17 protein-coding genes are annotated in these 19797 nt (G+C 44.4%); 11 read left to right on the top strand and 6 right to left on the bottom strand.

Translation table 11 applies throughout. The features are described from left to right. Positions 1–49: 49 nt before the first annotated feature. Together ABFV72_RS07290 and ABFV72_RS07285 are read right to left on the bottom strand one after the other, a co-directional pair. The gene (locus ABFV72_RS07290; protein WP_347162992.1) at positions 50–1384 is read right to left on the bottom strand and encodes a PepSY-associated TM helix domain-containing protein; all 1335 of its coding nucleotides are present in this window, start codon (positions 1382–1384) and stop codon (positions 50–52) included. 162 nt (positions 1385–1546) lie between these two features. After that, positions 1547–3634 carry a TonB-dependent receptor domain-containing protein gene (locus tag ABFV72_RS07285; RefSeq protein WP_347162991.1) on the bottom strand — a complete coding sequence of 696 codons (2088 nt, stop codon included), beginning with the start codon at positions 3632–3634 and terminating at the stop codon, positions 1547–1549. Between the two features lie 502 nt (positions 3635–4136). Between ABFV72_RS07285 and ABFV72_RS07280 the strand changes: the two genes are divergently transcribed. The 5 genes from ABFV72_RS07280 (at position 4137) to ABFV72_RS07260 (ending at position 8643) form a co-directional block, all read left to right on the top strand. Further along, a complete protein-coding gene (locus ABFV72_RS07280) occupies positions 4137–4412 on the top strand; it encodes a Trp family transcriptional regulator (protein ID WP_057761242.1) in 276 nt (91 codons plus the stop codon). Positions 4413–4498: 86 nt separating this feature from the next. Next, positions 4499–5917 (top strand): anthranilate synthase component I family protein, encoded by a 1419-nt coding sequence (locus ABFV72_RS07275; protein WP_347162990.1) that lies wholly within the window; start codon positions 4499–4501, stop codon positions 5915–5917. Positions 5918–5989: 72 nt separating this feature from the next. Further along, positions 5990–6637 carry an anthranilate synthase component II gene (locus ABFV72_RS07270; RefSeq protein ID WP_347162989.1) on the top strand — a complete coding sequence of 216 codons (648 nt, stop codon included), beginning with the start codon at positions 5990–5992 and terminating at the stop codon, positions 6635–6637. 6 nt (positions 6638–6643) lie between these two features. Beyond that, positions 6644–7390 carry a lysozyme inhibitor LprI family protein gene (locus tag ABFV72_RS07265; RefSeq protein ID WP_347162988.1) on the top strand — a complete coding sequence of 249 codons (747 nt, stop codon included), beginning with the start codon at positions 6644–6646 and terminating at the stop codon, positions 7388–7390. 299 nt (positions 7391–7689) lie between these two features. After that, entirely contained in the window at positions 7690–8643 is a 954-nt protein-coding gene (locus ABFV72_RS07260; protein WP_102090494.1) for a DMT family transporter, read from the top strand. A gap of 112 nt (positions 8644–8755) precedes the next feature. Here the strand turns inward: ABFV72_RS07260 and ABFV72_RS07255 are convergent, their stop codons facing one another. From ABFV72_RS07255 to ABFV72_RS07240, 4 genes are all read right to left on the bottom strand, one after another. After that, on the bottom strand, positions 8756–9499 hold the full coding sequence (locus tag ABFV72_RS07255) for an amino acid ABC transporter ATP-binding protein (RefSeq protein ID WP_057761251.1): 744 nt from the start codon (positions 9497–9499) through the stop codon (positions 8756–8758). 59 nt (positions 9500–9558) lie between these two features. Further along, positions 9559–10302, bottom strand: coding sequence for an amino acid ABC transporter permease (locus tag ABFV72_RS07250; protein ID WP_057762590.1), 744 nt, complete (start codon positions 10300–10302; stop codon positions 9559–9561). A 14-nt stretch (positions 10303–10316) separates the two neighbouring features. Then, positions 10317–11153: an amino acid ABC transporter substrate-binding protein gene (locus ABFV72_RS07245; protein ID WP_057761253.1), complete on the bottom strand. Its 837-nt coding sequence runs from the start codon at positions 11151–11153 to the stop codon at positions 10317–10319. 429 nt (positions 11154–11582) lie between these two features. Further along, positions 11583–12356 (bottom strand): UTRA domain-containing protein, encoded by a 774-nt coding sequence (locus ABFV72_RS07240; RefSeq protein ID WP_057762592.1) that lies wholly within the window; start codon positions 12354–12356, stop codon positions 11583–11585. Positions 12357–12723: 367 nt separating this feature from the next. Between ABFV72_RS07240 and hutU the strand changes: the two genes are divergently transcribed. From hutU to ABFV72_RS07210, 6 genes are all read left to right on the top strand, one after another. Next, complete coding sequence (gene hutU / locus ABFV72_RS07235; protein WP_347162987.1) at positions 12724–14433, top strand: urocanate hydratase; 1710 nt, start codon at positions 12724–12726, stop codon at positions 14431–14433. 62 nt (positions 14434–14495) lie between these two features. Continuing rightward, entirely contained in the window at positions 14496–16058 is a 1563-nt protein-coding gene (gene hutH, locus ABFV72_RS07230) for a histidine ammonia-lyase (RefSeq protein WP_347162986.1), read from the top strand. Positions 16059–16085: 27 nt separating this feature from the next. Next, on the top strand, positions 16086–17144 hold the full coding sequence (gene hutG / locus ABFV72_RS07225; RefSeq protein ID WP_347162985.1) for a formimidoylglutamase: 1059 nt from the start codon (positions 16086–16088) through the stop codon (positions 17142–17144). 79 nt (positions 17145–17223) lie between these two features. Next, positions 17224–18519 carry an imidazolonepropionase gene (gene hutI / locus ABFV72_RS07220; protein ID WP_347163064.1) on the top strand — a complete coding sequence of 432 codons (1296 nt, stop codon included), beginning with the start codon at positions 17224–17226 and terminating at the stop codon, positions 18517–18519. Between the two features lie 244 nt (positions 18520–18763). Further along, positions 18764–19126: a roadblock/LC7 domain-containing protein gene (locus ABFV72_RS07215; protein ID WP_010201036.1), complete on the top strand. Its 363-nt coding sequence runs from the start codon at positions 18764–18766 to the stop codon at positions 19124–19126. A 176-nt stretch (positions 19127–19302) separates the two neighbouring features. Further along, positions 19303–19797 carry a PAS domain-containing protein gene (locus tag ABFV72_RS07210; RefSeq protein ID WP_347162984.1) on the top strand — a complete coding sequence of 165 codons (495 nt, stop codon included), beginning with the start codon at positions 19303–19305 and terminating at the stop codon, positions 19795–19797.

The raw sequence follows: 19797 nt of genomic DNA, 5'->3' as shown, positions 1-19797 counted from the left end.
AGCAATATATTGGCACTATACTGAGCACATTAGTTTTATGTCTTAATATCTATTTAAGTTTTTGCGACGCTTTAAGTCGTTGCTGTCGACCTTTCCACCATAAATAGACGCCGGTAATGGACAACACTGTCACAGCCAAACCTACCAGTGCTAAAAATATTTGATATAGTAAATGGCCGATGCCATGGCTAATATGACCCATATGTAAAGTCATCAACCAATTGTTGGTTTTGCTACCAAATGATGAGTTCTGGTAGCCAAAGTTCACCTGTTCAACGCTACCCATTTTTGCATTGATCGTGATGGATGATGCACCGCCTTTTTTACCAATGTCTTTATCTGTCTTAAAGCGCAGCTGCCATTGATCCTCATCCTCAATCCAACGTATGCCTAAAAACTCCCGTACTAGCATACCCTTGCGTTGGGCAGCGATGTTTGCCTGCTCACTTAAATAAGCAATACTATTGGCTTTGTTGACCACATCAATAACCTCGACATCGACAGCCTCATTGCTTACAGCTTTAACTCTAGTCGCTGTTTCTGCACCAGACGCCTGCTCCGTTTTTTCTGATGGTTTTCTTGAGTTCTCCTGTCTTTCATCTCTTCCCTCAAGCCCTACGACAGCGTGCATCACAGGTTGATAGACCTCTCTTAAATTAAAACCAACACTCGACCACGCAATGACAAACAGCATGATCCATAACCATAGCCCAAAGGCATGGTGTAGATCATAATTTAATTTAAACATATTACTTTTGGTACGAATTTTCCACGCTGGTAACCAGCGTTTCAAAAATGAGGCACGTTTTTTAGGCGAGGTTTGGTTCTGTGCTTTTTTCTTGATCGCTCTAGGAAACGTTAAGTAAAAGCCAATAAAGCAATTAATCGTCCACACGAGCGCGACAATCCCTAGTAGCAATTTTCCAATGTCACCCAGTAATAGATCGCGATGTAACCAAAACACTTTCCACATGGTGTTGTGCCATGCCCACTCATCTCTATCACGAGTACCAATGATATCGCCAGTATAAGGGTGGACATAAACCTGGTGAAACGGTGCTTTTGGTTGGTTTTGGGCGGCTTTTCCTCGTGCTCTGTCTACAGAAAATACGGCTGACCTCTCTGCTGCTATCGAGGTTGGCATACTAGAAAAAGCATATTGAGGGTACGCACTGATGACCTTATTATGAAGCTCTGCAATAGACAGATGTGATGCATTTTGTTTTTCAACCTGAGCCAGTTTATGGTTGAAGATATCGTCTAGCTCGTCATGAAATGCCAATAATGTGCCAGTAATACCAGTGATAATTAAAAAAGCTGCCATGGCAAGACCAGTATAACGGTGAATCCATAGGCAAGCTTGACGAAGATTGAATGAAATCATTAGTGTTAGTTCTTTGTCATATGTTGTTTTAGTAGATGCTTATCAGTTAATACATCATTGCTGTTATAGCCAATGTAAAAGCTAGTAGGCAATAAAAAGCCAGCTCCCGTGTAAGACAGCTGACTTTATAAGTACGATTAGACTTAAATGCGATAAGCTAGATTAGAACTGATAGGTTAAAGACGTTTTGATATTACGTCCCATCTCAAAGTCAGTATAGTCATCATCAATAGAGTTACGTGACGCATGGCTTGCATAAGTCTCATCAAAGATGTTGTACACACCTAGTGTGGCCTTTAAACCTTCGATTTGAGTTGGCGTGTAAGTCATAAAGATATCGTGCACGTCATAGCCTGGTTTTTCGTTGTCATCATCAGCAGTATTCGGTGTCACATCGGCGACATAAGTACTGCGCCAGCCAAGCTCGGTAGTGTTGGTTGGAGCGTAACCCAAGTTGACCATATACTTATCGCCAGACTCAGAGCCACTACCACTGACAGAAGAGATATTGTAACCTGTATCTTCGCCTTTGCTACGCGCACGAGCATAGCTTAGACCCATGTTGAAGTTATCTGCGCGATAGTCGGCCGATAGCTCTACACCTTTGATTTTAAAATCTTCGTCATTATTAATGACACCTTGGCAGGCTTCAGGGGCAGCACTTGTACCTAGTTGCCCAGTTGTGCAATTCATGCCAGTTCTACTACCACCTGCACGTACAAACTCAATATAGTTTTCGATATTGGTTTCAAAGTACTTAGCACTTAGTTTTAAAGAGTCATCAGCCACTGTCAGACCACGCAGCGTTGTAGCAATACCGACTTCTGCATTGTCACCTTCTTCTGCTTTTAGGTCATTGTTCACATACGTATCAGCGCCATCAGTGTTAAAAATCGTTTGGCTAAGATCTGGACCATTAAATAACTGAGTATAGCTTGCAAATAGCTGGGTGCGCGGTGCAATCTCATAGCTAGCAGCCAATGCGCCAACAACATTGTCATAAGTCTTGCCAGCAGATACATACTCTGGAGACTCATAACGGTCATAACGGACGCCTGGCGTTAAGCTAAGCTTACCCATTTGCCATTGGTCTTCTAGATAGACTGAGGTATTGGTTGCTTCATCGGTGCTCGCATTACCAAAGTCGCGTGTCATCTCAGACTCTTTTTTGTAATGCTCAACTCCAGCGATTAACTTATGAACCCCTGGCACACCATTGATGATACTGCTATCGATGATACTGGTGTTTTGTACTTTTGCGCCTGTGGTTTGGACTTCTGCATCAAACTCAAACCCAGGTACGCCATCAGAGTTACGCAAAATCTGCGTGCTGGTCTGATATACATTGGCATCTACATCGACCAACTGGTTGGCAGGACTGTAAGCGTAGTCAAGCGCATAGGTATCGCGTTTGACTTCCTGCGGGATAATTGGGTTCCAGCCACCAGCAGGAAAATCTGGACGTAATGGGAACTTGCCTTTGTTTTCGGTACGGCTAAAGCTAGCGCCTACATGATGATCACTACCGACATAAGCACCAGCTTTTAATAGGATGTTTTCGCCTTCGCTGTCTTCCGTTTGGATTTTACGGCCTTTACCGTCTTCACCAGCGTCTGCATTGCGTTTGCCATAATAAGCCAGTAAATCAATATTTTCTGTTGGCGCACCATACACAGTAGCTGAAGTTAGCAGTTCATCATTGTTGCTAGCATAACCTGTATGCAGCTTAGCACCTACCTTTTGACCTGGCTTAAGTAAATCTGCCGCGTCGACTGTCTCAAAAGCAACCGCACCGCCGATAGCATCATTGCCTAGCGTCACTGAGTTATTGCCCACTGATACCTCTGCTTGTTTTAGCAGATCTGGATCAATAGTGACGTCACCCATATGGTAGAACAACGCGCCTTCTTGACGTGCGCCATCAATCGTTACTTTTAGATTGGTATCATCAAGACCACGTACACGAATACGTTGGTTGACCGATGAGGTACCGCCCACGCTTACCCCTGGTACAACGTCCAGAAAATCGCTCAAATGGCTGGCTTGTGCAGCTGGGGTGTAGTCATCTATGTAGACAGAGTCTTCTTGTACAGCGTCACGTACTGAGCTATTCGCTGTTACAGTGATCGTCTGCAATGTCGTGTTTGGCATATCTGCTGCCATTGCGGCACTGGCAGCTTGCGTCCACAATACAGCGGCGACACCGATAGACAATACTGTCAATTGACTAGATAACTTTACTTCGCGCATAACACATTTACTCACTTTGTTTACTGTCAGAAATTAGAATTTTTAGAATTATTTTTAAGGGCTATCATCGAAAACTCTTAAAATAGTGCCTACCAGAAGATGGAATATCTTGAAAACGCTTAAACTCATCGTGCGAATAACATGATTAATGTTAATGATAATGATTAGCGTTTAAATAATGATAGGCATCATAACGAAGTATTAACACTTTGGCAATAATTAATATTATAAATTCTCAATTTTAGCTCTGAATATACTGATAGAGCACAAAAATGCTTCGATACTAGTTATAAAATTATCATTCAATATAATTTTAGCTATGTATTAAGGCTATGTGCAGTCAGGCGTAGGAACTCATCACGTTTATAGCAGTCTGTTATTAACTTAGCTCATCACTTGTTTTTTTTGTACTATTGTACTAGAATACTGAAACAAGATGGTTCTCAGCGAAAAATCGCTCAACAAGCGACCTATCTATTTTCTTTGGCTAAGATGACCTATTATGACTACCGATCCTTATCAGAGCTTAGTGAAACATTTGACCAACTGTACTGATAGCGCAGATATCGAAAAGCTGCTCAGTGCCTTGCTGACCGATAAAGAACAGCATGACATCGCCAATCGTATTCGCATTTTTGACTTGCTAGATCGTGGCATCACCCAACGTGATATCTCTGAGCAGCTAGGGGTTGGTATCGCCACTGTCTCTCGCGGTGCCAAGGCCAAGCAAAGCCATGATGTCAGCGCGTTACTGGCCACTCATAGAGACCGCTCTTAGCCTCTGACGACGATACTATCTAGCTTTTTACTGACGAAACTTATACTTATTAATCAACACATATTTGAACCATTTCGGACTTTGTTATGACCTCTAGTACTCGCACACAGACCAAACCTGCTCCTATCGATATTCCGAGCAAACCACAACGTATCAAACTGACGCAAGATATCGATTTTTTTGCATTATTCAAACGTATCGAAAGTGCGTTTGATACCTGCTATTTGCTCGAATCATTAGGTGAAGACAGCCATATCTCGCGCCATCATGCGATTGGCTTTGACCCTGTGACGACTATCGCCGCATTAGACCGCAACACGCTTGCGATTACCGACAATAAAACTGCTGAGACAAGCCATTATCAAACCGACAATCCTTATCAGCTACTGCGCAACATAACGCCGCAGCATGTCATCGCTCGCGATCAAAGCGGTGGTCTGGTCGGGTATTTGGGTTATGACTGCGTGAACTTCTTTGAGCCTAGCCTCAATGCAAAAGCCAGCGAAGACTTTGAACCATTTAAGTTTGGCGTGTATCTAGATGGATTGACCCTAGATAAGATGACTGGGGAAATCTTCTACTTTTATTACCCCACTGCTCAACAAGAAAACCGTATCGAGCAAATCAAAGCCCTACTCGATGAGCCAACGCCCAGCTATGAAGCGCCTAGTGTTGAATTTTTAGGTGATGGTATGAGCCAAGAGGAGCATGCCAATGTCGTCATGCAAGTCAAAGAAGACATTATCGCTGGGCGTATTTTTCAGTGTGAGGTTGGGTTTAAATCTAAGTACCGCATTGCCGGTGACAAGATGCCGATTTATGAAAAGCTGCGTGCCGTCAATCCATCGCCGCACATGTATTTTATGAAATTTGCGCAGCAGTGCATCATTGGCGCTTCTCCTGAGCTACTATTCCGCTTGCGTCAGGGTGAAATGGAAACCTATCCGCTCGCAGGAACGGCTAAACGCGGTGCAGATGTAATCGAGGATCGTAAGCTTGCCCGCGCCTTGCTCAACGATGATAAAGAGATTGCCGAGCACAATATGTTGGTTGATTTGCATCGTAATGATATTGGCCGTGTGGCACGTTTTGGTACGGTAAAAGTACGTAGCTTGATGGATATCAAACGCTTCTCTCACGTACAGCATATTTCTTCTGAAATCGTTGGTATCCTCCATCCTAACGAAGACATGTTTAGTGCCCTTGCCAGCAATTTCCCCGCTGGTACGTTGTCAGGCGCGCCCAAAGTAGAAGCCATCAAGGTGATTAATGAGCTAGAGCCAGATGGTCGCGGTGCTTATGGCGGTGCATTAGGCTCGTTCAATTTTAATGGTGATTGTATCTTTGCCATTCCTATTCGCAGTCTATTTATCAATGGCGAGTCTGCCTACGCTCAAACTTGCGGCGGTAACGTTTACGACTCAAACCCAGCCGATGAATACTTAGAGATTCAGCGTAAACTGTCGGCGATGAAAGTCGTGTTAGACAGCTTTATGCAATCATAATTGCTACTAGAAGTACTGCATAAATTGACCATATTTTACCTAGCACTATTTTTATAAAAGAGTTTATGACCCATGAATGTTTTAATTATCGATAACTACGACTCGTTTACCTTTAATCTCTACCAGTACGTGGGTGAGATTTTGCAAACCTTAAACAGTGATAAAGAATCCAGCGTCATCGTTAAACGCAATAACGAAATTACCTTAGCAGAGGTGCAAGCAATGAATCTAGATAGAATCATTATCTCACCTGGCCCGGGCTCTCCTGATGATCCCGCATACTTTGGTATCTGTGCAGAAGTGATCAAGACACTAGGTAAGACTGTGCCGCTATTAGGCGTTTGCTTGGGTATGCAAGGCATTGCGCATGTGTTCGGCGGTGATGTGGTACGCGCCAGTGTACCGATGCATGGCAAAGTTTCATCAATTCGCCATGATAACTCAGGTATCTATCAAGGTTTACCACAAGAGCTTGAGATCATGCGCTATCACTCACTGGTGGTAAAAGCCGACACCATCCCAAGTTGTCTGACGATTACCTCAGTAGTCGCCAATGACAGCTGTGCTGAATTAAGCTTTGCTGAGTCAGCATTGACTGGTGATGAAGTTATGGGACTGGCGCACAAAGAGTATCCAATACAAGGAGTACAGTTTCACCCTGAATCGTTTGCCACTGAGGGCGCTAAGCGATTGCTGAGTAACTTTTTGCTGCAGGTATAAAACTATATGTCTGTCTCCATATTTAGCTCAAGCCTAAATACATCTAGCTTACTCAGACGTACTGCGTTGCTCTTGAGCTTAATACTAATGACGTCTATCAGTTCGGCTGTAGCTCCTGTACAGGCAAACTTTTCAATGGGCATGGATATCCAAGGTCAACGTCTTAACCTTTATGAGAGCTGTGCAGAAGGAAGCGTTACTTGCAACAATATGCTGCTAGTCGCTCCCGATTTAGGACGGCTATTACAGCTAACACCAGAACCTAGTAAGTCGCCCTATGCTGTCAAATACTACTCTGCGGAAACCAAGCATAGCTTATGTAAAGATGGCGTGACCCCTTGTAGATTTCAGGGTTATATCTTTGAGGGCGAAGATTTTGACGGGTTTATAGATACATCGAACCATGAGATATCTATAAGAAGTAAATGGACAGTCGATACCTATAGTGCCACCTACAAAGAAAACGCGACTTATCTGCCATTAGCATCGCAAGCTGCTCTGATTGATCAGATATATAACACGTCTGATCAAGCATTGAATGAAAGCTATAGAGTAACGCGAAATGAAGTCAGACGCCTGTACGGTGAAGATATGGCAGCTGACCTCAAAAAAGAGCAGACTCAGTGGATAAGACAGCGCTCAAAAAATTGCGGAGCTGATACGGATCATTTACCAAGAACCCAAGTGGAAAAAGTGTGCTTTATTCAGCAAAATGCTCTCCGAGAGCAAACATTCTTTTTATGGATTGATTAACAGAGACCATAGAAATAAAAAAGTTATGCGAACACAAATATGATATGAGTTAATGATTCGATATTGTTTAGGTTATTTAGCAAACGCTAGCCATGTTTTAGCCATTGGAATAACTATTGATTGAATTTAGGACACGCCCTAGTAGTCATTTATTATCTTTTAGTGATAGACTCAAAAGAACAAACAAAAGACAGCCTTTAATCAGGTTGTCTTTTCTTATTTCAGTATTGCTTGGAGAGATTGTATCAATAGCAATCTTATAACATCTTGTGTCACTTAGATCGTAAGAAGAAAATAGTATGGCAAACATCGACAACGGAATGACGACCCATTCGCATCAATCATGGCTAGGCACCATTCAAATCATCACGGCTGCTATCTGCTGGGGTACGTTGGGTATATTCTCGACTTACCTAAACCAAATTGGATTTAGTGGTTGGCAAGTAACCATATTACGCATCGTCACGGCAGCCTTTATTATTTTAGCCATGCTACCAACACTGTGGCCCCACCTTATCAAATTACAGCCAAAACAGTGGCTTGGACTGGCGATGCAGTCGTTGATAGGTGTCCTTGGCATGTCGGTCTGCTATTTCTTTGCGGTCAGTTATGTCGGTGCTGGCCCTGCCGTTGCCTTACTCTATACCGCGCCTGTATTTAGTTTATTGTTCTCGAAGTTCTTACTGAGTGAGTCCATCACTCGTAAATCAGTGTTGCTAGCACTCATGGCAGTATTTGGTGTTGGCTTGACGATGTTAGGTGAGCAAGCAAAAGTTAACTGGGGAATTTTACTCGGTCTATCAGCAGGGATGTGTTATTCGTTATATGGCGTATTGGGCAAGCGCGCAATGCATTACGCTCACCCTGCCCCTTTGGTGTTTTTCACTTCCATTATCATTAGTGCTGGCGTACTACTGCTCTTACCTGAGACCTATAACACTTATGAGCAGCTATTGAGTCTGCCCTTGATGACTTGGGGCTACGTTTTAGGATTATCACTGCTGGGAACCGTCGTGCCATTTGGGCTATATATGAAAGCATTGGAAAAGCTGCCCGCCACTCGTGCATCGGTATTTACGATTTTCGAACCGTTAACTGCGATTGCGCTCGCGATGCTATTACTACATCAATCTTTGTCTTGGATTCAATATCTAGGCGTAGCGCTTATTTTGCTAGCGGCTTTATTAAATGCTGTGTTGAACGGTACTGCTACTCGTGTACCTCGCTGGTTAAAACAACGACAAAGGGCATAGTTTACTGTCTATTCATTTAAAATACGTCCAATTTATTTCAACAAAAAAGCCCCAACCATGGCATCATGATTGGGGCTTTTTTGTTTCATCACTTACGTAAAAACAAGCGTATTTACTGCTCAATACGTTGCAAAAATGCCTGCGTACGAGGATGCTTTGAATCTTCAAACAGCTGCTTAGCACTGCCTTCTTCAACCACATGACCGTCTTCAATCAGTACAACATGATCAGCAACGTCACGAGCAAAGTTGATTTCATGTGTCACCACGACCATTGTCCAACCTTCAGAGGCGAGCTGCTTCATGGTTTCAAGGACATCTTGTACCAACTCTGGATCCAGCGCCGACGTTGGCTCATCAAACAGTAACAATGACGGCTCAATAGCAAGCGCACGAGCAATACCAATACGCTGCTGCTGACCACCAGATAGCTGGAAAGGATAGAGATCCGCTTTGTCCGACAGTCCGACTTTTTCTAGCAGTACCAATGCCTGCTCACGGGCTTGCGCTTTGCTCTGCCCTTGCACCACTGTAGGCCCAAGCATCAAGTTTTCAATGGCTGTCTTATGTGGAAACAAGTTATAAGATTGAAACACCATACCTGACTTACGCTGTAAGGCTAGTAGCGTTTTTTTGCTTGGCTTAGTCGCAAAGTCGACACTCAAGCTATCGTCATCAAAAGCAATCACACCTTGATCAGGAATCTCTAGCGCATTTAAGCAACGCAAAAAAGTGGTTTTACCCGATCCTGAAGGTCCTAATATTACGACCACTTTGCCTTTGTTAATGGTCAAGTCGATGCCTTTTAGCACCTGATTGCCACCAAAGGCTTTATGAATATTAGTGACTTTGATCATAAAAATTCCTGTTGTGCTAGGGCGTGTCTATTGAGCCATAATTTATTTTACTACGTAGCTTATTTTGCCACATATCGATCAAGGCGCGTTTCAAGCTTGCCTTGGATGAAGGTCAAGAACAGACAGATACCCCAGTAGATAATCGCCGCTTCTGTATAGACCAGCATAAACTCATAGTTACGAGCTGTGATAATCTGCGCTTGTTTGAATAGCTCAGTGACCAGCACCAATGAAGCAAGTGAGGTATCTTTTACCAAACTGATAAAGGTATTAGATAACGGCGGCACCGATACTCTAAGCGCCTGCGGTAAAATCACATGACGAAAAGTCTGTAGATACGTCAAACCAACCGTCGAGCCTGCTTCCCACTGCCCTTTTGGTATCGACAAAATAGAAGCACGTACTGTCTCCGATGCATAAGCACCGATGTTCAGTGAGAACGCGATAATCGCTGAGGGAAAGGGATCAAGCTTCACCCCGACACTTGGCAGACCATAGAAAATAATAAACAGCTGAACCAGCATCGGTGTACCGCGAATCGCGGACACATAGACGCGAGCGAGCCGATAGATGATTTCATGGAACCAAGTGGCACGCGGAATGATACGAATCAATGCCACTGTCAGTGCAATGGCCATACCGATCGCAAATGAGATCAATGCCAGCGGTATCGAATAATAGATACCGCCTTTGAGCATTGGCCAAAACGACGAGATGACAATCTGCGCTCGATCAGGACTCATAAATGGCAATACGGCCAATAAGTCCGCGAACCATGATGTAGACATTACAGAAGCTGACATGATAGAAACTGACATTATTTTTGTTGACTTATATCAGCACCAAAGAACTGTTCGCTAAGCTTAGTTAGCGTACCTTCAGCCGCCAATTCAGCCATTGCTTCATCTAATTTAGCTACAACTTCATCATCACCTTTGATAAGCACTAGGCCTGAACCACGTAACTCGCTAGCAGGTGCAGTTAGCTTAATCTCAAGATCAGAATCTGGGAACTTTTTGAGATAATCCAATACCGCTAGATTGTCATTCATCGTAAAGTCAGCGCGATCTTGCTTTACTAATTGAATCGCTTGCGCCATACCATCGACAGGAACGATCTCTGCGCCATAACGCTCTGCAAGCTCACCGTAGTTACTGCTAAGTGATTGCGCCGTACGTAGGCCTTTTAGACCTTCCCACGAGCTATAACGGTTGTCATCAGTAGGTGCCAATACAACCGCACCTGACCAACTATAAGCCATTGCTTTGTCATACTTTGCTTTACGCTCAGGCGTGGTCAAACTAACTTGGTTAGCCACCATATCAAAACGTTTTGAATCCAAACCTGCCAGCATCGCATCCCATTGGGTTTCTTTAAACTCAACGTCTACACCTAGTTTATCCGCTACTGCACGCGTTACTTCGACATCATAACCCGTTAGTTTGCCGCTCTCATCATGATACGTGAACGGAGGATAAGTACCCTCTGTACCGACGTTGATAGTGCCGCCGTTGTTGATACGTTGTAGTAAATCAGAACCGCCTGTTGCAGCGCTGTCAGTTGCACTGGTATCGGCTTCGTTGGTAGTAGATTGACCACAAGCAGCAAGGAACATAGTACTAGCGGCAAGGGCTAAAAGAGTACGACGTTTCATAAGACGTCCTTATAAGAGTGAATGAATAAAGTAAAAACGCATAATGCTAATAAAATATACGGTGCTAATAAATAGGACAAGCCGACACAGAAGAACAATATAAGCTCTTCTATGATATTCGGCTTTGGTTGCCCGATTTGAGGTTATTCGGGCTATTTTTCAATACTGTTTCTATATTATATTTTAATTTTTAACGATTGTTCAAATATTCTGACGAGTTTAATTAGCGCCAATTGCTATCTTATTAAATAGCAACTTATGGATATAGTATCTCACTTTAGACAGAAAAACGTACAAAATCAGTGAGCATACGTAAGCTATAGACAGTTCAATATAATTTCGATACAAGCAAACCGAATGCAAGTTATACATTAGTATGCTTAGCGAGGATGAAGATGTAGCGGATTTATATAGGCTTGACTATATCTGCTATAACTCGCCTGAGAACTGATAGCGATCACCCGCATGCCACATTTTTACAAAGGTAACGACTTGGCCAGCCGAATAGGTCTGCCGACGCAACACAAGCGTTGGTGACTGCGGCGCAATTTGCAAAAACTCAGCAATCTCATCAGGGGCTGCCAATGCTCGGATGGTATAGCTTCCACTCTCTAGAGGACTTTTGGCAATCAAGTAATCACTGGTATTGACTACACTAAAATCCTGATCGATAAACTTCGGTACTTTTTTGGCATCGACCCAGCGTTCTTCAAACTGTATGGGCTGACCATCGGCAAAGTGAATGATTTTTACTTCATACAGGACAGCTTCATCACTAGCATCTGTCTGAGCAATCGCGTTTACAGACGTAGCCCCTTCATCAATTATAGCCCCTTCATCAATACCAAACTTACGACGCAGCTCATTATCGAGCATATCAGCCGTAATAGCACGCTTACTCACGACCTGTGCCTCATAGTCGCGATTGGCCGACTTTAAATCCTCAGCGATGTTGCGTACCTCAACAAAGGTATGATTAAACTGCTGCTGCGCGACAAACGTGCCCGACCCTTGTCGACGCTCTAATACCCGCTCCTCGCTCAGCTCTTTTAGCGCGCGATTGACCGTCATTCTTGACACACCAAACTCTTCAGCCAATGCCATTTCTGTCGAAATCGCGTTGCCCGCTTGCCACTTACCAGAATGAATATTGTCTAGTATGGCGTTTTTTATGCGTTGATACGCCGGAATCGTCTTTGTCATATCCGCCTTTGACCGTCAGTTTTGCTAATAGGAATGACCACATAATATCACGAGACCACCGTGCAAGCCTTAGTCAAAATGTCTGAGCGTTCAGTATTAACTAGGGCGCTTTTCAACTCACTCGATGTTATCTAAACCGGCTGAGTTAATCACAAAAATAATCAGCTCACGAAAAAAAACCTTGCATGAAAAAAGTATCTTTGATAATTTGTATATACAACTTTACAGCGGTGCTAGAAAATTTGTTTTATCGATTCGATATTTCTATGAATTTAGATGAATGCTTAGTAGATAAATACTTAGACTGACTGTAAGACACTTACTTTAATGACTTTATCGCCCTATTCGCTATCACAAGGATATGATCATGACTACTGATAACAATAGCAACAAACCTACTCGACGCGATGAGAGCCGTAATATCGCTGCGCCTACTGGCTCTACGCTACATTGCAAAAGCTGGCTAACCGAAGCCCCTTACCGCATGTTGCAAAACAATCTGCATCCTGATGTGGCAGAAAACCCAAAAAGCCTGATCGTCTACGGTGGTATTGGGCGCGCAGCCCGTAACTGGGAAAGCTATGATCAAATCTTAGAATCGTTAAAAGAGTTAGAAGATGACGAGACGTTGCTAGTACAGTCTGGCAAACCAGTCGGCGTGTTTCAAACACATGAAAACGCACCACGTGTATTGATTGCCAACTCCAACCTTGTACCGCGCTGGGCAACGTGGGAGCACTTCAACGAGTTAGATCGCAAAGACCTGTTTATGTACGGTCAGATGACTGCAGGTAGCTGGATTTATATCGGTACGCAAGGCATCGTCCAAGGTACGTATGAGACTTTTGTGGAAGCGGGTCGTCAGCATTATGACGGTAGCTGGGCGGGTCGTTGGATTTTGACCGCCGGTCTGGGCGGTATGGGCGGCGCGCAGCCACTAGCTGCTACCTTTGCAGGTGCGACTTCGTTAAACATCGAGTGTCAGCAGTCTAGCATCGATTTCCGTTTGCGCACGGGTTATGTCGACAAGCAAGCAGATAATCTCGACCATGCTTATGAATTGATTAAACAACATACCGATGCGGGTGAAGCCGTCTCTATCGCTCTACTTGGTAATGCCGCAGATATTTTGCCTGAAATGGTCAAGCGTGCTAATGCGGGCGGTATGAAGCCTGACTTGGTCACCGATCAAACCTCAGCACATGACTTGATCAATGGCTATCTACCAAGTGGCTGGACGGTAGAGCAATGGAAAGCCGCCCAAGAGGATCCAGAGCAACACGCAGCACTGACCAAAGCAGCCGCTCAATCTTGTGCCGTACACGTACAAGCGATTTTAGACTTGCAAGCGATGGACATTCCAGCGACTGATTACGGTAATAACATCCGTCAGGTCGCTTTTGATGAAGGGGTCAAAGATGCCTTTAACTTCCCAGGCTTTGTCCCTGCGTATATTCGTCCGCTATTTTGCCAAGGTAAAGGCCCATTCCGCTGGGTAGCGTTATCAGGTGATCCAGAAGATATCTATAAGACTGATCAAAAAATTAAAGAGCTGTTCCCTGAAAACCAGCATATTCATCGCTGGTTAGATATGGCAAAAGAGCGCATTCAATTCCAAGGCCTGCCTGCTCGTATCTGTTGGTTAGGGCTTGGTGAGCGTGACAAAGCAGGTTTGGCATTCAATGAAATGGTCAAAAACGGCGAGCTAAAAGGCCCAATCGTTATTGGTCGTGATCATTTGGATACTGGCTCTGTTGCCAGTCCAAACCGCGAAACAGAGAGCATGAAAGATGGTTCAGATGCGGTATCTGATTGGGCACTATTGAACGGCATGCTGAACGTGGCAGGCGGCGCGACGTGGGTATCACTACATCATGGCGGCGGTGTTGGCATGGGTTACTCGCAGCACTCAGGTATGGTCATCGTCGCAGACGGTACGGACGCTGCAGCCAAACGCTTATCGCGAGTACTGGTCAATGACTGCGGCTCAGGCGTTATGCGCCATGCAGATGCAGGTTATGAGCTGGCGATTAAAACAGCGAAAGACTATGGTCTAAATCTGCCAATGATTAAATAGTTCGAATCATTTTACTTTATAAAAATAAATAGCCAGATAACTATGCAACTAGGATTACCCCTATGAACAATATCAAACAACTAACCCTACATCCTCGCCAGCTTAGCTTTAAGATGCTACGTGATATCTACGATCAGCCTGTCATATTGACACTACCTGAGAGTGCTTATGAGGCGATAGATGCCTCGCACGAAGATGTACGTACCATCATTGCACGAGACAAAAGCGCTTATGGTATCAATACTGGTTTTGGCCTACTTGCTAAGACACGTATCAGTGATGATCAGCTTGAGCTACTTCAGCGTAACCTAATCGTTTCTCACTCAGTGGGCACGGGTGAAGCACTTCCTGCCGGCATCGTACGACTGATTATGGTAATGAAAGTTGCCAGTCTGGCGCAAGGCGTTTCCGGCGTACGCCGCGAGGTAGTTGATAGTTTACTTGGATTAATCAACAATCAAATCACACCCAATATTCCAGCCAAAGGTTCAGTTGGTGCATCTGGTGACCTAGCACCATTATCACACATGACGCTTGCAATGATGGGCGAAGGTGATGTGTTTGTCGCTGGCAAAAAAGTACCTGCGGCTGATGCTCTAGCGCAGCATGGACTTAAGACAATCACATTGGCAGCCAAAGAAGGCCTTGCACTAATCAACGGTACGCAAGTATCAACTGCACTGGCATTACGTGGTTATTTTTTAGCGCGTGATTTGCTTGAGACTGCGACCATTGTAGGCTCACTATCAATTGATGCGGCCAAAGGATCAGACTCACCATTTGATGCCCGTATTCATGAAGTGCGTGGCCATCATGGTCAAATCGAAATCGCCAAAGCACACCGTCAGCTAATCAAAGGCAGTGCTATTCGTGCCTCACATGACGGTGAGCAAGACGATAGAGTTCAAGACCCTTACTGCCTACGCTGCCAGCCGCAAGTCATGGGTGCCTGCCTTGATATCATCAACCAAGCCGGTAAAACCTTATTAATCGAATCCAATGCAGTAACTGACAACCCACTTATCTTTAATAACGAAGATGGGCCAGTTGCTATATCAGGTGGTAACTTCCATGCCGAGCCTGTTGCCTTTGCCGCGGATATTTTAGCGTTGGCTATCGCTGAAATTGGCTCTATGTCTGAGCGCCGTGTCGCTTTGCTAATCGATGCGACGCTATCAGGCGGTCTACCGCCATTCTTGGTTGATAATGCTGGGGTAAACTCAGGGTTTATGATTGCTCATGTGACCGCCGCAGCACTGGCGTCAGAAAACAAATCTATCGCCCATCCTGGTAGCGTCGATAGTATCCCGACTTCTGCCAACCAAGAAGACCATGTGTCTATGGCCACCTATTGCGCACGCCGCCTATACGAGATGGCGCAAAACACCGCCACTATTATCGGCATTGAGCTATTGGCTGCTGGTCAAGGTATCGACTTCCATCGTGGCCTAGATACCTCAGAGCCGTTGACAGTCGCGCATCAGAAATTACGTGAGAAAGTGACTTTCTATGATAAAGATCGCTACCTCGCCCCTGATATCGAAGCGGCCAAGCAGTTGGTATTAGACGGTACGCTTGCCGAACATTGGCAGTCACTACGCAGCGATTGGTACGAGTCTAAATAAAGATCAATGAGTGAACGGAGAGCAGCGATGACCATAGCGAGAACAGCAGAAACGACTACCACACGCATTAGCCATACACCTGCTGATATGACCCAGTGGACAGGGCGTGCAGAGCCATTTGAGACTACGCGTGCCCGCTATTGGTACCAGCTTTCTCTGCCTTACGAAGATCAAAATATTGGGCTAATTGGTTTTGCCTGTGATCAAGGCGTCAGACGCAATCAAGGCCGCGTAGGTGCTAGAGCTGCTCCGCCATTGATTCGTCGAGCGTTTGCTACGCTGCCAGTCATCGCTGAATTGCAACAACGTTTTGATGGTCAATTATCAACATTATTGGGTGATGCTGGTGACATTCATTGTGATGATAATGATGGCTTTGCCGAGAGCACCCTTGAGCAAGCTCAGCTCAAATATGCCAATGCAGTGAGTACAATCGTCAAGCAAGGTGGTCTACCCATCGGACTTGGTGGTGGTCATGCTATTGCTTATGGTAGCTTTTTAGGATTATGGCAGGCCTTAGAAAATACCAGCGAAGCAACTATCAGCACAAGCACAGCGCCTACTATTGGGATTATTAATTTCGATGCTCATCTTGATATTCGTCAGTCTGATGTAGCGACCTCTGGTACACCGTTTCGCCAAATTGCCGAGCACCTTGACGCACACGATCAGCCTTTTCACTATTGCTGTATCGGTGTCAGCCGATTTTCTAATACGGCGGCGCTCTTTGATCGTGCCGAGCAATTGGGCGTACAGGTCATTAGTGATGAAGACTGTCATTATCAGTCTTGGGATACACTTGCTGAGCAGGTCAAAAGCTTTGTAGATCAGGTCGATATCATATATTTAACCATCGATATGGACTGCTTCCCTTCTAGCGTTGTCCCGGGTGTAAGCGCACCTGCTGCCTTTGGTATTGAGCTGGGTTTTGTTGAGCGTATGGTCAAAACAATCATGGCATCAGGCAAAGTAAAAATGGCAGACATTGCTGAGATTAATCCTACTATTGATATTGACAGTCGTAGCTGCAAAGTTGCTGCGCGCTTACTAGCGACTATTGTAGAGCAGCATTTAATTATCACTTAAACACATTAGCCTCCCAATAATTTAGGAGCATATTATGAATAAATCAAAGAACTCCGTATCGAAAAATCCTACAGAACAGATGCTAGACGAGTCTACTATAACATCATTTGACCATGTCATTATCAATGCCAATCTTGCGACTTTTTCAGCGCAGCATGGTTTTGGTATTGAGACAAGTGATGATGAAAACGAGGATACTGATAGCGTCCCATACGGTCAGTTAGAGAACGCGGCTATCGGTATTAAAAACGGCAAAATTGCTTGGATTGGAACACAGAATCAAATCACTGCTCATTTGCCTAAATATCAAGCTAGCCAAATCACGGATGTAAATGATAAATGGATAACTCCCGGACTCATCGATTGCCATACGCATATCGTTTATGGTGGCAACCGCAGCAATGAGTTCGAAGCGCGTTTGCAAGGTGCTAGTTACCAAGACATCGCTGCACAAGGCGGCGGTATTGTCGCGACCGTTAGCGCGACCCGCGAGGCTAGTATTGAGACACTATTTGCCCAAAGTGAGAAACGTCTACTCGCGCTCATGAAAGAAGGCGTCACCAGTATCGAAATTAAATCTGGTTATGGCTTGGACTTAGACACTGAACGTAAAATGCTCACGGTCGCTCGCCAACTGGGTGAAAAGCACGACATTCATGTAAGTACCACGTATTTGGCGGCTCATGCCTTGCCACCTGAGTACAAAAATCGTGCAGACGATTATATTGAGCAAGTCTGCGAGTGGCTGCCAATTCTGCATTCAGAGGGCTTGGTCGATGCAGTCGATGGCTTTTGTGAAAACATTGCGTTTAGTAGCGATCAAATCAGATGCGTCTTTGAAGTGGCTCGCTCATTAGACCTGCCAGTCAAACTGCACTCTGAGCAGCTGTCTGATATAGGTGGTAGTGCTTTAGTTGCTGAATATAAAGGCCTATCGAGCGATCATCTAGAGCATTTGTCAGAAGAAGATATCAAAAAAATGGCCGCTAGCAATACCGTTGCCGTGATATTGCCAGGGGCGTTTTATACATTACGTGACACTAAGTTGCCACCAATTGAGGCATTACGCAAGCATCAAGTTCCTATGGCAATTTCAACTGATTGTAACCCCGGCACCTCACCGTTGACGTCGCTGTTATTGACGATGAATATGGGTTGTACGTTATTTTACCTGACACCTGAAGAAGTACTGGCAGGCTCGACCGTTTATGCAGCACAAGCGTTAGGGCTGTCCAACAAAGGAAAAGTGGAAGTGGGCTACGATGCTGATTTAGCGCTATGGGATATCGCTCGTCCTGCTGACTTGGCCTATCAGATGGGACTAAATCCTACCCAAGGCATTATGGTTCAAGGACAATGGCGCGAGACACTGTAATCAACCTACCTTTATTTATCGTCATTAGAAAAGCCCCAATCATTGAGTGATTGGGGCTTTTTTAATAACAATGTTGCAAATTTTATGGAATTGAAGAAAAAAAACTTCATAACCTCACTTTAAATAGGGATTTACTATATCAATATTATTAGTAAGGATTTATAATACCCTTTTTTAAACAGGGTTATTTTTGGCTAACTATAGTTCATAAATAAAAATTAACAAACAGTATAGAGAAAGCGATATGCGTACAGATTCATTTCAACAGATATTGGAAGACTTAAACAGTTCATCAGCAGATGTTGAAGCATCTGCGCTAATCTCTAACGATGGTCTTATGATTGCTTCAGCTCTACCAACTGGCGTGGATGAAGATCGCGTGGGTGCTATGTCAGCAGCATTATTATCGTTAGGTGACCGTGCAGGACGAGAGTTGGCACGCGGTAGTATCGATCGCATTATGATTCAAGGCGAGAAAGGCTACGTCATCATGACCTCATCAGGCGATGAAGCGGTACTTACCATCATGGCAAAACCCAATGCCAAGCTTGGCTTGATATTCCTAGATATTAAGCGCGCTTCAGAAGCGTTGGCAAAGCTCATTTGATTGGCGACTGCTTATCGAATTTATTAGCTTTTAATTACTATAAACATAGTTGGTTCAATATAATTTGAATATAAGAAAACCGAGTAAAAGTACTACAAGTAGTAGGCTAAGCAAGGCTGACACCGTATCCAATTTATAGAGGATTGACGATATAACGATCAACGAAGGAGATGACCATGGGTTCTCCAATCCCTGATGCACACAAACCCGATATGCCTGCTGAGCAAATCACGATGACTTATCATGATGGCACGTCACGAACTGTCTATGATACTGGTATAGAGCGCCCCTACCCAGACGGTAAGCTGATTGTCTCACGTACCAATCTCGACGGTATCATCACTCACGTCAACGACGCCTTTGTCGAAATCAGTGGCTATCATGTAGATGAATTGATTGGCCAACAGCACTATATTTTGCGTCATCCTGATATGCCAAAAGCCGCCTATAAAGACTTATGGAGTACTGCTGAGTCTGGACAAAAATGGCATGGCTATGTCAAAAACTTATGCAAAGACGGCAGTCATTATTGGGTCTATGCCACTGTGGTGCCTAACGTTCGTCACGGCGAAACCGTCGGCTACACCTCGGTACGACGCAAACCATCACGCAGCAAAATTGAAGCAGCGATGACTCAATATGTCCAAATGAAACAAGATGAGGAAGGCTAA

It is taken from the genome of Psychrobacter proteolyticus (assembly GCF_039762275.1).
In the GTDB taxonomy this organism is placed as follows: domain Bacteria; phylum Pseudomonadota; class Gammaproteobacteria; order Pseudomonadales; family Moraxellaceae; genus Psychrobacter; species Psychrobacter proteolyticus_C.
This window is presented reverse-complemented; position numbering and strand designations above follow the sequence as displayed.

Excerpts from the sequence above, each read along its gene's own strand:
- ABFV72_RS07290 (WP_347162992.1), bottom strand. The coding sequence starts at position 1,384 with ATGATTTCATTCAATCTTCGTCAAGCTTGCCTATGGATTCACCGTTAT.
- ABFV72_RS07285 (WP_347162991.1), bottom strand. The coding sequence starts at position 3,634 with ATGCGCGAAGTAAAGTTATCTAGTCAATTGACAGTATTGTCTATCGGT.
- ABFV72_RS07280 (WP_057761242.1), top strand. The coding sequence starts at position 4,137 with ATGACTACCGATCCTTATCAGAGCTTAGTGAAACATTTGACCAACTGT.
- ABFV72_RS07275 (WP_347162990.1), top strand. The coding sequence starts at position 4,499 with ATGACCTCTAGTACTCGCACACAGACCAAACCTGCTCCTATCGATATT.
- ABFV72_RS07270 (WP_347162989.1), top strand. The coding sequence starts at position 5,990 with ATGAATGTTTTAATTATCGATAACTACGACTCGTTTACCTTTAATCTC.
- ABFV72_RS07265 (WP_347162988.1), top strand. The coding sequence starts at position 6,644 with ATGTCTGTCTCCATATTTAGCTCAAGCCTAAATACATCTAGCTTACTC.
- ABFV72_RS07260 (WP_102090494.1), top strand. The coding sequence starts at position 7,690 with ATGGCAAACATCGACAACGGAATGACGACCCATTCGCATCAATCATGG.
- ABFV72_RS07255 (WP_057761251.1), bottom strand. The coding sequence starts at position 9,499 with ATGATCAAAGTCACTAATATTCATAAAGCCTTTGGTGGCAATCAGGTG.
- ABFV72_RS07250 (WP_057762590.1), bottom strand. The coding sequence starts at position 10,302 with ATGTCAGCTTCTGTAATGTCTACATCATGGTTCGCGGACTTATTGGCC.
- ABFV72_RS07245 (WP_057761253.1), bottom strand. The coding sequence starts at position 11,153 with ATGAAACGTCGTACTCTTTTAGCCCTTGCCGCTAGTACTATGTTCCTT.
- ABFV72_RS07240 (WP_057762592.1), bottom strand. The coding sequence starts at position 12,356 with ATGACAAAGACGATTCCGGCGTATCAACGCATAAAAAACGCCATACTA.
- hutU (WP_347162987.1), top strand. The coding sequence starts at position 12,724 with ATGACTACTGATAACAATAGCAACAAACCTACTCGACGCGATGAGAGC.
- hutH (WP_347162986.1), top strand. The coding sequence starts at position 14,496 with ATGAACAATATCAAACAACTAACCCTACATCCTCGCCAGCTTAGCTTT.
- hutG (WP_347162985.1), top strand. The coding sequence starts at position 16,086 with ATGACCATAGCGAGAACAGCAGAAACGACTACCACACGCATTAGCCAT.
- hutI (WP_347163064.1), top strand. The coding sequence starts at position 17,224 with ATGCTAGACGAGTCTACTATAACATCATTTGACCATGTCATTATCAAT.
- ABFV72_RS07215 (WP_010201036.1), top strand. The coding sequence starts at position 18,764 with ATGCGTACAGATTCATTTCAACAGATATTGGAAGACTTAAACAGTTCA.
- ABFV72_RS07210 (WP_347162984.1), top strand. The coding sequence starts at position 19,303 with ATGGGTTCTCCAATCCCTGATGCACACAAACCCGATATGCCTGCTGAG.